Genomic DNA, 12,683 nt, shown 5'->3' with positions numbered 1-12,683 from the left:
CTGGGGCGATCCTCCTCCCCCGGAGCGCCTGGCGAATGAGTGTTTCGACCCCCGCCCCGCGGCTGCTGCTCCGGGGTGTGCCGTCCGACCGTGAGATGGACGCGTTCTGCGTCCAGTATGCCCCCCGGGCCCCCGGCCACCCCGCGGTGCGGGACCTGCTCCGGCTCCTGGTGGAGGTCCCCGGCGACGGCCTGGAGCCGCGCCTGGAGTGGGTGGCGCGGTGGATCCACTGGATGCGCGACCGCATCCCCGCCCACGGCCTCACGGACGCGGACGACCCCGCGCTGTCCCCCGCGAACTCCCGGCTGTCCCTGCTGGTGCGCGTGCTGGAGGGCGAGAGCGCCCTGCGCGCGTCCGTCACCCGGCTGGTGGCGGGGGTGTGCGCTGGCAGCCGGGGCCTGAAGCTCTTCGCCCAGGTGGGCCTGAGCGCGGGCAACGGCTTCTTCTCCGAATTGACGGACCGCTTCGTGCGCGGCGTGCTGCCCGCGCCGCCGGAGCCGGGCAAGCTGTCGGAGCTGCTGCTGCGCCTGTTCCCGGTGCCGGAGGACGCGGAGTGGCTGGGCGCGCTGTCCCCCATGCTGCTGGCGCGGCTGACGGCGCTGGTGGGCGAGCCGCCCCCACCGGAGCCCACCCCGTCCTCGCGTGTGCGCGGGGACCTGATGGACGCGCTGCTGCTGCTGGGCGTGCAGGTGGCGGGGCTGGGGATGGCGGAGGACGTGCGCGACCGCACCCCGGACCTGGCCTTCCGCGCGTCCCCCTTCCTGCGGCTGCGGCTGGTCTCCGACGCGGTGCTGGCGCGCGACGGGGCCCAGGAGGCGCTGGCGGACCTGACCCGCACGGTGGAGGACTGCCGCGGCGTGGTGCGCACCGTCACCCGGCACCTGGAGGACTCCGGCGTCAGCGTGGACCTGGTGTACCGGCTGGAGCGCATCCAGCGCGGCCTGGACCGGATGGAGGCCATCGCCCGGGTGCTGGGCGCGCCCCGCGGCGAGCCCCGCTGGCGCGAGGCGCTGGCGCTCCTGTCGGACCTGCTGCGGCTGGCGCACGCGGACCGCTCCGTGCGCGCGCTGGTGCGGCGCAACTCGCGGCTGATGGCGCGAAAGATCATCGAGCGCACCGGCAACACCGGTGAGCACTACATCACCTCCACCCCCGCCGAGTTCCACCACATGGTGCACTCGGCCGCGGGCGGCGGGTTGCTCACCGCGCTCGCCGCCGCGATGAAGTTCGTCCTCACGGGCCTGCCGCTGGCCCCCTTCTTCGCGGGCCTCTTCGTCGCGCTCAACTACGCGGGCGCCTTCGTGGTGATGCAGTTGCTGGGCCTCACGCTGGCCACCAAGCAGCCGTCCATGACGGCCTCCACGCTGGCGGCGGCGGTGGGCGAGGACACCGGCCCGGACAGCCGCGCCCGGCGCATGGAGCGCCTGTCCGCGCTGGTGCCGCGCGTCACCCGCTCCCAGCTGGCGGCCATCCTGGGCAACCTGGGCTGCGTGCTGCCCGTCGCGGTGGCGCTCGCGCTGGGCTTCCAGTCGCTCACGGGCCACACGTTCCTGTCGCCGGAGAAGGCCCGCCACGTCGTGGACACGCTCCACCCCTGGAAGAGCGCCACGCTGCTCTACGCCGCGCTCACCGGCGTGCTGCTGTGGGCGTCCAGCGTGGCCGCGGGCTGGTTCGAGAACTTCATCGTCTACCGCCGCCTGCCGGAGGCGCTGGCCCACCACCGGGTGCTGCGCGCGGTCTTCGGCGTGAACGGCGCGCGCAGGGTGGCGGACGCGCTCGAACACCACGCCGCGGGCGTGGGCGGCAGCGTCACCCTGGGCGTGCTGCTCGCGGTGGCGCCGGGCGTGGGCGGCTTCTTCGGCATCCCCCTGGACGTGCGGCACGTCACCTTCTCCTTCGGCTCGCTGGCCCTGGCCGGGTGCGCGCTGGGCCCCTCCGCCGTGCTGGAGCCGGGCTTCCTGGCGGCCGCCGCGGGGGTGCTCGTCGTGGGTGTCGTCAACTTCGGCGTGTCCTTCGCGCTGGCCCTGGGCGTGGCCCTGCGCGCCCGCGACGTGCCGGTCCGCGAGGGCCCCCGCTTCCTGGGCGCCGTGTTCCTGCGCTTCCTGCGCAGCCCGCTCCCCTTCCTCCTCCCGCCCCGCGACGCGCCCGTCACGGGTGGGACCGGGGAGCAGGTCGTCCCCCTGGCCGGGCCTCCGGGGCACTGACGCTTCGAGGGGTTATTCCCGCGAGGCGGGAGGCCCTGTCTCGCGCGGAGGTGGGGCGGACAGGCGTCCCTGGCTTTGCTTCCGGGCAGGGACGTTCAGCGATAGGGTCCCGCGCCCATGAGCGGCAATCCTTCCTCCCATCCCCCGCCCCGCCTCGCCCTGGCCTACGCAGAGATGCTGGTCCGGCGCCCCGGCACCGTCATGACCGTGCTGTTGCTGCTGCTCGGTCTGGCCGTGTGGGGCACGTCGAAGCTGACCATCAACTCCAACCAGCTGGACCTCATCTCCCAGGACCTGCAGGAGGTGAAGGACGTCAAGCGGGTCATCGACATGGTGGGCGGCAGCGGCTTCTTCATGCTCACCTTCCGCGGTGACGACGAGGCCACGCTCAAGAAGGTCGCGGACGACGTGGCCGCGATGGTGGGCAAGGACAAGGAGAACGCGCGCTCCGTCACCTACAAGATCCCCGTCGAGTTCGTTCAGAACAACATGGTGTTGTTCGTGAAGACGGAGGACCTGGCCGAGGGCAAGCGCCGCATCATGGCGTTCCTCAAGGATCAGATCCGCCGCGCGAACCCCTTCTACATCGAGATCAAGAAGACGGAGCCGGTGAAGCTGGACCTGCAGGACCTGGTCGACAAGTACTCCAGCGTTGGCAACAAGAGCATCGCGGACGACTACTACATCTCCCAGGACCGCAAGCTGCTGCTGCTCCTCATCAAGCCGATGTGGGACACCAACCAGATTGGCCAGACCAAGCAGTACGTGGACAAGCTGCGCGTGGACCTGGAGCAGTACTCCAAGAGCAACGCCGCGGGCGTGCAGCTGGTGGAGGACTACTACAAGATGGGCGACAAGAAGACGGTCGCCTACGGCTTCACGGGCTCCTACAAGACGGCGGTGGACGACTCGTACGCCATCGAGGACTCGCTCCAGCCGGTCACCATCATCGCGCTCGTCGCCATCTTCGCCATCACCATCGCGTTCTTCCGCAAGTGGGCGCCCACGCTCATCGTGGTGAGCGGCACGGTGGCGGGCACGCTGTACACGCTGGGCTTCACCTACGCGACGCTGGGTGAGCTCAACATGATCACCTCCATCCTGGGCGGCATCCTGATGGGGTTCGGCATCGACTACGGCATCCACTTCATCTTCCGCACGCGCCTGGAGCTGGGCGCGGGCAAGCGCTACGACGTGGCCATCCGCGACGCGGTCATCAACGCGGGCCGTCCGGCGCTGGTGTCCGCGGTGGTGGTGGCGGGTTCGTTCTACGTGCTGATGGTGAGCGAGTTCAAAGGCTTCTCCCAGTTCGGCTTCCTGGCCGGCACGGGCACGCTGATGCTGGGCTTCACGCTGTTCTCCTGGTGCCCGGCGATGCTGGCGCTGGCGGGCCGGCGCAACCCGGAGCTGCCGCAGAAGCTCATTGGCGTGATGAAGCCGCCGCCCGCGGTCAACGCGTCCGGCAAGGAGCTGCGCATCCCGCGCCCCGGCCTGGTGCTGGCGGTGGGCTGCGTGATTGTCGCCATGGTGTGCGGCGCGGCCATCCCGTGGAAGAGCGGCGAGCCCCCGGCGGACGCGGGCTTCTTCGCGCGGCTGCCGTACGGCGTGCGCTTCAACTACAACACCCGCGCGCTGATGCCGGCGAACCAGCCGTCCGTGGTGCTGCAGGATGAAATCAACGCGCGCTTCAAGATCGCCAGCGACCCGCTCGCCGTCTACACCAAGGACCTGGCGGAGACGGAGGCCCTCTACAAGGAGCTGACGACCGACCCGAAGAAGCGCCCCGCCATCTCCCAGGTGATGAGCCTGTTCACCTTCGTGCCGCCGGAGGGCATCGCGCAGGCGAACACGAAGATCCTGGAGGAGTGGCAGGAGGAGCTGAAGGACATCGACGTGAAGGCGCTGCCGCCGGAGACGCAGGAGAAGGCGGCCCTGTTCTTCAAGATGCTGGAGGCGCGCCCCTTCGACGTGCACCACGTGCCGGAAATCTACGCCTCGCAGTTCCGCCACCTGCCCACGACGAGCCCGGAGAACCACGGCTACCTCACGTTCATCTACCCGAGCGTGGACCTGTGGGACGGCAAGCAGATGCTCCAGTTCGCGGACCAGACCAGCTCCATCAAGGGCATGGTGACGCCGGGCAAGTTCACGGACGCCGGCCCCTCCGGCCCGCCGGTGGAGAAGGAGTTCCGCGCCGCGGGCGCCACGCAGCTCTACGCGTCGCTGGCGCGCATGGTGCTCAAGGACGCGAAGCTCACGGTCATCCTCACCGCGCTGTGGATCCTGGTGATGCACTTCGCGGACTTCCGCAACGCGAAGCTGGCGCTGGCGTCCGTGATTCCGCTGACGGTGGGCCTGGCGATGATGATGGGCTTCATGGCGCTGTTCGACCTGCGCCTGAACTTCATGAACATCATCATCCTGCCCATCCTGCTGGGCTTCGGCGTGAGCCACGGCCTGTACCTGCTGCACCGCTTCCTGGAGGGCACGTCCCCGCTGGTGGCGCTGCGCAGCGTGGGCGCGGCGGTGGCGTCCTCCACGCTGACGGCGGTGGCGGGCTTCGCGGCGCTGCTGGTGGCCAGCCACAACGGCCTGCGCTCCATGGGCCTCGTCGCCTGCATCGGCCTCATCACCACGCTGCTGGTGTCCTTCACGGTGCTGGCGGCGGTGATGCAGCTCATGCACGACCAGCGGCAGAAGGACGCGGGACGTTCGCCAGAGGGCGGTTCCGCCTCCGGCGGTGACACGTCCTCCACACGCGCCGCCTGACAGCGCGGAGGAAGCGCTTAATATCCGCGCCGGACCTTTCGGCCCCGCCTTCCCCCAAGGGAAGCGCGGGGCCGTTCTTTTCTTCGGGAGCTTCGAGCCATGGGGACGTTCAAGCGGGTGGGCGCGGTGCTGGGCCTGATGGTGCTCACGGGTTGCGCGAGCACGGTGAAGAGCCAGCGGCTGCGGCCCGACTACGCGACGGTGGACCGGCTGCAGGTGAAGCGGCTGGCGGTGGTGACGCAGCCGTTCCCTCAGGGACAGCAGTACATCGGGGACCTGTGGAGCCTCGTCGCGCGGCAGTGGCTCAACCAGAACCGGGACTACATCGTGAAGTCCAACACGTCCCTCCCGGAGCGTCCCACGGACCCCACCTTCAAGGACCAGTGCGTGGAGGGCATCGAAGGCGTGCTCTGGCTGGACCCGGCGGTGAAGCGCGTGGGTGATGGCGCGGAGGTGGCGGTGCGCGCGCAGCTCATCCGCTGCCGCGACGGCCAGGAGGTGTGGGCCGCGGAGGCGGGCGGCAGCTGGGACTCCGAGGACAAGAAGTACGTGGAGCGCAAGGAGCAGTACGTGACGGAGCTGGGCCAGGAGGTGGAGCCCTACGTGGTGCCGTCCTACAAGCTGCTGGTGGCCACGCTGGACACGCTGCCCAGTCCCGAACTGAACGACGTGGACAAGGACGAGAAGATCGACCTGGGCGAGTAGCGTCCGGGCCCGGGTGGATCCTCAAGTCATCATCGGGCGTCTGGCCCTGGCCATGCTGCTGGGCGGCCTCCTGGGCGTGGAGCGCGAGGCGCGCAACCAGGCCGCGGGGCTGCGCACGCACACACTGGTGGCGCTGGGGGCGTGCTGCTTCACGCTCTCCAGCGTGTACACGGAGGAGCTGCTCCGGATGACGGCGAACCCCAGCGGCACGCAGACGGACATCAGCCGCATCGCCAGCCAGATTGTCGTGGGCATCGGCTTCCTGGGCGCGGGCGTCATCCTGCGCCACGGGGGGGCGGTGCGAGGGCTCACCACGGCGGCGAACCTCTGGCTGACGGCCTCCGTGGGCCTGGCCTCCGGGCTGGGCCTCTACGTGGCGGCTGGCGCCACCGTGGCCCTGGCCCTGCTGTCGCTGGTGGTGCTGCGCCCCGTCTCCCGGCTGCTGTCACCCGAAGAGGGCCGGCACGGCGGCGGGCGGCACGACCCGCCGCCCGAGGGCAAGAACAGCGAGGACGGGTCCCCCTCGGATGAATGAGGAGTCCCGTCCCGGGTGAAGCGGGGCGTGCGTGTGAACGCCCGCTACTCCATGGGCACCAGCGCACCCGTCAGGTCGTGCGTGTAGGCCACCGGCCGTCGCGACGCGTGCAGGCCGTGGCGCGAGTCGTCGTCCAGCTCCAGCGCGCCCGCGGTCAGCACGGCGCCCGGGAGGCTGGCCAGGTCCCGGCGCAGGTAGACGTCGTCTCCGTCCAGGTCGTCGACATCGGAGAAGCGCACCGGGTATTCCCGCTCGAAGATGCGCCCCTTGCCGATGGTGAAGCCGCGCGGGTCCACCGCGACGATGCCGCCGAGCGCTTCGCCGTCCCGGTCCCGCACCGTCATGCCCCGCTGAATGTCCGTTGGCTTGAACACGCTGCTGCCTCCTGCATCCGTGTCCGGCGAACGTGTGCACTCCGCCTGGAAACCGCGACCCCCTCCCCCGCGCATTCACGCGGGGGAGCAGGGCCTACACGGACTCAGGTTCAGGGTCCCGCATCGGCGACAGCAGCGAGCCTTCCTGGCCGCCGAAGCGCCGGTCCATCTCCGTGCGCACGAAGCGCTCAATCTCCTCGGCGGTCGTCAGCTCCATGGCGCCCTGGAGCATCTCGATGGCCTCGCTCCGGCTCACCCGGCGCATCAGCCGCTTCACCACCGGAATCTGACCGGACGTCATGGACAGCTCGTCGAAGCCCAGCGCCAGGAGCACCAGGGTGAAGAGCGGATCGCCCGCCATCTCGCCGCACATGGAGACGGGGATGTTGGCGGCCTTCGCCGCGTCCACGACGTTCTGGAGCATGCGCAGCACCGACAGGTGCAGCGGCCGGTAGAGGTACGCGACCTCACGGTTCTGGCGGTCGATGGCCAGCGAGTACTGGATGAGGTCGTTGGTCCCGATGGAGAAGAAGTCCGCCTCCTGCGCCAGCCGGTCCGCGATGGTCGCCGCGCTGGGCGTCTCCACCATGATGCCCACCGGGAAGCGCTTGCCCACCGGCACTCCCGCGCGTCCCAGCGCCGTGCGGCACGCCTCCAGCTCGCTGCGCGCCTCACGCAATTCGCTGACGCCGCAGATGAGCGGGAACATCAGCCGCAGGTTGCCGTGCACGCTCGCGCGCAGCAGGGCGCGCAGCTGGACGCGGAAGAGCTCCCGGTTGGACAGGCAGTAGCGGATGGCCCTCAGGCCCATGGCCGGGTTGGGCTCCTTCTCGTGCTTCGTCTTGCCCGGCACCTTGTCGCCGCCCAGGTCCAGCGTGCGGATGGTGACGGGGCGCCCGCCCATGGCCTCCAGCACCTGCTTGTAGGCGCGGTAGTGCTCCTCTTCCGTGGGCGCCGTCTTGCGGTCCAGGAACATGAACTCCGTGCGGTACAGGCCAATGCCCTCCGCGCCGTGAGCCAGGAGCGAGGGGATCTCCTCCAGGAACTCCATGTTGCCGTTGAGCCGGATGCGGAAGCCGTCCGTGCTCACCGAGGGCTGGTCCTTCGTGGCCAGCGCCAGCTGCTCGCTCTCCAGGTAGCGGCGCTGCTCCTCGCGGAACAGCGCGAGCTGGTCCTCCGTGGGGTTCACCAGCACCACGCCCCGCGTGCCGTCCATGGCGACCAGGTCGCCCGGGGAGATCTGCTCGCTCGCGCGCCCCGCGCCCACCACCGCGGGCGTCTCACGCGCGCGGGCGACGATGGCGGTGTGGCTCGTTTGTCCGCCCAGGTCGGTGACGAAGCCCGCCACGCGTCCGCTGCGAGCCATCATCGCAGCGTCCGCGGGCGGCAGGTCATGCGCGACGACAATGGCCTCCGCGGGCACCTCCACGTCCTCGTCCACCACCTGGCCCATCAGGTTGCGGATGATGCGGTCGGCCACGTAGTCCACGTCCGAGCGGCGCTCGCGGAAGTACTCGTCCGGGATGTTGTCGAAGAGGTGCTTGATCTTCCGGGCTGTGCGGCGCACCGCCCACTCCGCGTTGATGCGGTCCTCCACGATGAGGCGGTTGACCTCGTCCACGAGCATGGGGTCGTGGAGCATCAGCCGGTGCGCTTCCAGGATGAGGGCGTGGTCGCTGCCCTCCGTGCGCGTGATCTGGTCCTTGAGCTCCGCGAGCTGGCGGTCGGACAGGTCGATGGCGGTCTTCATCCGCATCCGCTCGGGCTCCACCTCCGCGTCCGCCAGGCGCAGCTTGGGCGTGCGGATGCGCTTCCTGTCCAGGATGAAGGCATGGCCCACGGCGATGCCCGGGGAGGCGCCGATGCCCGTCAACCTGAGTGTAGGGGTGGCCTGGCTGCTCACGGTTCTCCTGACCTCTTGGGGATTCTAACTCCCCTTTCGACGCTTACTGCGCTTCGCCAAACCGGTCCTCGATGAGCTTTTTCAATTCGGACAAGCAGGCCTCGGCGTCCTCGCCCTTGCAGGTGAGCTTCACCTTCGTGCCCTGGGCCGCCGCGAGCATCAGCACGCCCATGATGGACTTGGCGTTGGCGCGCTGCCCGGAGGCCTGGATGGAGACCTCGCTCTTGAAGCGGTTGGCGACCTTGACCATCTGCGCCGCGGCCCGGGCGTGCAGCCCCAGCGCGTTGATGATCTCGAAGGTTCCCTCGGCTTCACTGGCCATCGTGCGACTCCCGCTTCACTCGACTGTTCGTACTCACAGAAAGGCTCCCGCCGCGCAGGCCAATCCCGCCGCGACGTAGAGGACCACGTAGGTGGGGACGCGCCGGTTGACGAGCACGTACGCCAATACGCCCACCGCCAGGCACCCCACCGCCAGGAACGGCGCCCAGGTCCCGCCCGCCGTCGCTCCGAAGCTCACCGCCAGCCACGCGGCCAGGCCGCCGGCGCTCGCCGCCGCCACGCCCCGGAGCCGGGCGCCCTTGGCGGGCAGGTTCACCCGCGCCACGGCCTCCACCAGGCGGTCTCCCAGGCTCAGGCCCAGCCAGTACAGCCGGATGCGCAAGAGCAGGTGCACCAGGTTGTACAGCACCAGGAAGAGCGCCACCGCCCAGACGCCCAACAGCGGCACCATGGCCGCGCACAGCCCGCCCACCGCGGGCTTGAGCGACAGCCAGAAGAACCCGTCCCCCAGCGCCGCGAGCGGCCCCATCAGCGCCGCCTTGAAGCCCACCACGCGGTCCGGCGTCTCCTCCCCCCGGGCAATCTTCTGCTCGTGGTTCACCACGCCGCCCACGATGGCCGCCGCCACGTACGGGTGCGTGTTGAAGAAGACCAGGTGCCTTCTCACCGCCGCCTCGCGCAGCGGGCCCGGCGGGTAGAGCTTCGCCAGCGCCGGGTACACCGCGTACGCGAGCCCCAGGTTCTGCATGCCCTTGGGGTTCCACGACGCCTGGAGGAAGAGCGAGCGCAGGAACACGCGCAAGAGCGTGCCCCGGGACAGCCGCGCGGGCGGCGTGAAGGCCGGCGCGGCGGCGGGCACGGCGGGCGCGGGCGTTGGAGTCGGCGTCGTCATGGCCGGTGCTCCTGCAACTGCACCAGCACCACCGCCGCGGTGACGGCCGCCGCGGCCAGGCCCGCGTACAGGGGCGCGCGCTTCGCGTGGCTGGACTGCGCGGCGATGGCCGCCGCCACGGACGCCATGGCCGGGTACGCCCACGCCAGGCCCCGCACCATCCCGTGCGGCAGCGCCACCATCAGCGGCTCCAGGAAGTAGCCGGCCAGCGCGCACGCGCCGGTGATGGCGCCGTAGGCCACGAAGTGCGGCCACATGCCCCACAGGTTCTGCCGCATGGCGCGGTGGAGGTTGCCCGCCTCCGCGGATGCCAGCGCCACGCGCGCGAGCCGGGCGGAGTAGCCCTCCAGCAGCCGGTCCAGCCTGCGCCCCACCCGCCCCAGCCCGATGAAGAGCAGCACGGCCAGCGACCAGATGGCCGGCGTGGAGCCCGCGCCGGTGGCGGCGGTGAGGGTGGCCGCGGCGGCGGCGGTGCCGGTGGCCGCGAGCGTGTCGTTCTCCGGCAGGGAGGCGCCCAGGTTGGCGGTGCCCAGGTAGAACAGCTCCAGCAGCATGCCGACGGACAGGCCGCCGCCCACGTCGCCCAACAGGGCGCCCATGAACGTGGCGGCCACCAGGGGCCGGGACAGCATGGCCTGGAGGAACGCCTTGCGCTCCACGGCCACCAGGCCCCCCCAGAGACACGCGAGCGCCACCTGGGTCCAGCCGACGTTCACCGGCTCACCCGGCCTTCGACCAGCGCTCGGTCAAGTCCGGCAGGTCCACGGACTTCTCCGCGGGCACGGCGCGCGCCTCCACGCGCACGCCCTGCGCGGACAGCTGCTGGAGGGCCTGAAGCTCCCCTTCCGCCAGGAAGACGGACGGCGACACCTGCCGCCTCCCGGTGCCGAAGTGCACGTTGCCCAGGTTGAGCTGGTCCATGGCCAGCCCGTGCTGGAAGGCGAAGGGCACGGAGGAGACATCCCTCAGGAGCACCAGCGTGCGCACGCCGTCCTTGGACAGGGCCGCGAAGTCCACCTGGGCGAGGGGGAGGATCTGCACCTCGATGGCGCTCTGCACCGCGAGCGCCATGGCGGCACGGATGAGGGGACTGGAGGCCGCCTCATCGTCCGCCACCACCACTCGGGACACCTTGAGGTGGGGGAGCCAGGCTTCGACCACCTGACCATGGATGAGGCGGTTGTCGACGCGGACCAGGGTGATCACGACAGTCTCGAATCGCCGACCCGTGCGGGTCCGTCAAGTTCGCGGCTGCTGCTGGGCCTCGCGAAGCAGGGCGGATGCACAGGTGATGTTGCGCTGGCCGTACGACGCCAGCTGGTTGGCCATGTCCGACAGGGCCATCTGCTCCGAACGGAGCGAATTGGCCTTCAGCAGCATGGGCAGATTGACGCCGGCCAGGACTTCCAGATTCATCCGCTGACACATCATCAGCGATTCCTTACAGGGGGTCCCTCCGAAGAGGTCGGCCATGATGATGACGCCGTCCCCTTCATCCACGGCCTTCACCGCCTGCTTCATCTTGGCGCGGAGGTCCTCGACGGGAGCCCCCGGCTCGATGTTGCAGGTCGCCACCGCGGGCAGCTTGCCCACGATCTGTTCAGCGGTAGAGACAAGCTCATCCGCGAGACGCCCGTGCGATGCGATGACGAGGCCGACCATTGATCACCCCTGAGCCACTTCCCGGGAGAATTTGCGTCCTACGCTCATCAACGACCGGACGCAACTCCGGTGAAGTCTTCCGCCTGCACCTGGGAACCGCTGCCCCAACAACTTCGCTTCGAAGGTAAGGCGACTGCGCCCACCATGCCTGGAATTTCAGGTCCGGGGAAGGGACACGGTGTCGTCTGCCGGACGGGGAGCCGGGCGCGGTCTCCCCACGCTCTAGGAGATGCGCGGTGCGGCCCCACGGTGCGTGCCCCGCGGGGCGAGTCCGGCGCCCCCGCTCGGTGGGTAGGGAGCCGACCGTCCCGTCGCATGGGAGCGGCTGTATCACCGGGGAATCCCAGGAGGGCCCGCGAGGTCCAACGGTACTCGGGGTCCGCCGGATTCTGGGGACCTGTCGCATCGGGTGCGGTGTCTCAGTGGACGACCAGGCGAGCCCTCTGCTCGGCGGGACGGATGCGGGCGGTGGCGCCCGCGCCGAAGGTGAGGAAGTCCTCCTCCATGCCGTCGCTGAAGATGACGCCGCCTTGAGGCATGCGGGACTCGAGCACCAGCTCCGCCTGGGCGGTGACGAAGCCGCCGACGATGTCCGCGCCGGAGTGACGGCTGACGAAGGGCTCGCGCACGACGAAGGCGAGCCGCGCGTCCTCCCAGCCGAGCGTCCAGGGCTTCCCCGGCGTGCCGCCCGTGCAGCGGGTGAGCCCCTGCGCGAGCGCGAACACGGATGACAGCCACCCGCTGGAGCCCGCGCCCGTGGACACGAGCACGCCGCTGGAGGACTGCGACTCCTCCTTGCCGCCGTAGCGGACCTGGTAGCGGGCGGACACGTGCGTGCGCGCGCCGATGAACAGGTCGTTGAAGGCGAGCAGCCGCTGGCCGTCCTGGAGCCGCGCCTCCGCCAGTTGCACCTGGCGCATCCTCGCGCGGCCCTCCAGGGTCCTGAGCACGGCGCCCCGGGCGTCGCGCGGGAGGAAGGGCAGGAGCACGCCGTCGAAGCGCTCCGGATCCGGGTTCACGCCCACGAGCGGCTGGCTGCCCACGTACTTGGCCACGTTGGCGACGAGCCCGTCCTGCCCCACCGCCACCACCACCTCCTTGCCGGTGAAGAGGAAGGTGGGTACGAGCGAGCGGTCCACCTGCTGCACCGGCAGCCCCACGTCCAGCTGCGAGCGCAGGCCGTCCACCGCGCGGCGGTAGGTGTCGTCCTCGGCCTCGAAGCCGTGGAAGTCCTGGCCGTTGTGCTCCACGTAGAACTTCGCCTGCTTCTTCGTGTTGAAGCGGACCACCAGGTCCGCCAGCCGCGTCTTGCGTGTGACGAGGACGACCTTCTCGAACATGGCGTGACTCCTTCCGG

12 protein-coding genes are annotated in these 12,683 nt (G+C 70.3%); 4 read left to right on the top strand and 8 right to left on the bottom strand.

All coding sequences use genetic code 11. The features are described 5' to 3' along the window. Nucleotides 1–35: 35 nt before the first annotated feature. The 4 genes from JYJ93_RS08010 (at nucleotide 36) to JYJ93_RS07995 (ending at nucleotide 6,213) form a co-directional block, all read left to right on the top strand. On the top strand, nucleotides 36–2,204 hold the full coding sequence (locus JYJ93_RS08010; protein ID WP_206787681.1) for a site-specific recombinase: 2,169 nt from the start codon (nucleotides 36–38) through the stop codon (nucleotides 2,202–2,204). Nucleotides 2,205–2,321: 117 nt separating this feature from the next. Continuing rightward, complete coding sequence (locus JYJ93_RS08005; RefSeq protein WP_206787678.1) at nucleotides 2,322–4,973, top strand: MMPL family transporter; 2,652 nt, start codon at nucleotides 2,322–2,324, stop codon at nucleotides 4,971–4,973. Nucleotides 4,974–5,072: 99 nt separating this feature from the next. Further along, nucleotides 5,073–5,678 carry an MXAN_6521/LA_1396 family lipoprotein gene (locus tag JYJ93_RS08000; RefSeq protein WP_206787676.1) on the top strand — a complete coding sequence of 202 codons (606 nt, stop codon included), beginning with the start codon at nucleotides 5,073–5,075 and terminating at the stop codon, nucleotides 5,676–5,678. A gap of 13 nt (nucleotides 5,679–5,691) precedes the next feature. Then, nucleotides 5,692–6,213: an MgtC/SapB family protein gene (locus tag JYJ93_RS07995; protein ID WP_206787674.1), complete on the top strand. Its 522-nt coding sequence runs from the start codon at nucleotides 5,692–5,694 to the stop codon at nucleotides 6,211–6,213. A 44-nt stretch (nucleotides 6,214–6,257) separates the two neighbouring features. On the opposite strand, the gene JYJ93_RS07990 is transcribed toward JYJ93_RS07995, so the two are convergent. The 8 genes from JYJ93_RS07990 to JYJ93_RS07955 all read right to left on the bottom strand — a co-directional run bounded on the left by JYJ93_RS07990 (nucleotide 6,258) and on the right by JYJ93_RS07955 (nucleotide 12,666). Next, a complete protein-coding gene (locus tag JYJ93_RS07990) occupies nucleotides 6,258–6,587 on the bottom strand; it encodes a hypothetical protein (RefSeq protein WP_206787672.1) in 330 nt (109 codons plus the stop codon). Nucleotides 6,588–6,681: 94 nt separating this feature from the next. After that, on the bottom strand, nucleotides 6,682–8,490 hold the full coding sequence (gene ptsP / locus JYJ93_RS07985) for a phosphoenolpyruvate--protein phosphotransferase (RefSeq protein ID WP_206787670.1): 1,809 nt from the start codon (nucleotides 8,488–8,490) through the stop codon (nucleotides 6,682–6,684). Between the two features lie 43 nt (nucleotides 8,491–8,533). After that, a complete protein-coding gene (locus tag JYJ93_RS07980) occupies nucleotides 8,534–8,812 on the bottom strand; it encodes an HPr family phosphocarrier protein (RefSeq protein WP_014399907.1) in 279 nt (92 codons plus the stop codon). Nucleotides 8,813–8,845: 33 nt separating this feature from the next. Next, nucleotides 8,846–9,664 (bottom strand): PTS system mannose/fructose/sorbose family transporter subunit IID, encoded by an 819-nt coding sequence (locus tag JYJ93_RS07975; protein ID WP_206787668.1) that lies wholly within the window; start codon nucleotides 9,662–9,664, stop codon nucleotides 8,846–8,848. Next, a complete protein-coding gene (locus JYJ93_RS07970; RefSeq protein ID WP_206787666.1) occupies nucleotides 9,661–10,380 on the bottom strand; it encodes a PTS sugar transporter subunit IIC in 720 nt (239 codons plus the stop codon). Before JYJ93_RS07970 ends, JYJ93_RS07975 begins: the two co-directional genes overlap by 4 nt. Nucleotides 10,381–10,384: 4 nt before the next feature. Further along, a complete protein-coding gene (locus JYJ93_RS07965) occupies nucleotides 10,385–10,870 on the bottom strand; it encodes a PTS sugar transporter subunit IIB (protein ID WP_206787664.1) in 486 nt (161 codons plus the stop codon). 33 nt (nucleotides 10,871–10,903) lie between these two features. Then, nucleotides 10,904–11,326, bottom strand: coding sequence for a PTS sugar transporter subunit IIA (locus JYJ93_RS07960; RefSeq protein ID WP_014399911.1), 423 nt, complete (start codon nucleotides 11,324–11,326; stop codon nucleotides 10,904–10,906). A 419-nt stretch (nucleotides 11,327–11,745) separates the two neighbouring features. After that, on the bottom strand, nucleotides 11,746–12,666 hold the full coding sequence (locus JYJ93_RS07955) for an NAD+ kinase (protein ID WP_206787663.1): 921 nt from the start codon (nucleotides 12,664–12,666) through the stop codon (nucleotides 11,746–11,748). Nucleotides 12,667–12,683: the final 17 nt, after the last annotated feature.

Source organism: Corallococcus sp. NCSPR001 (assembly GCF_017309135.1).
GTDB lineage: Bacteria > Myxococcota > Myxococcia > Myxococcales > Myxococcaceae > Corallococcus.
Note: the sequence above shows the minus strand (reverse complement) of the source record. Positions and strands in the feature narration are given on the sequence as shown.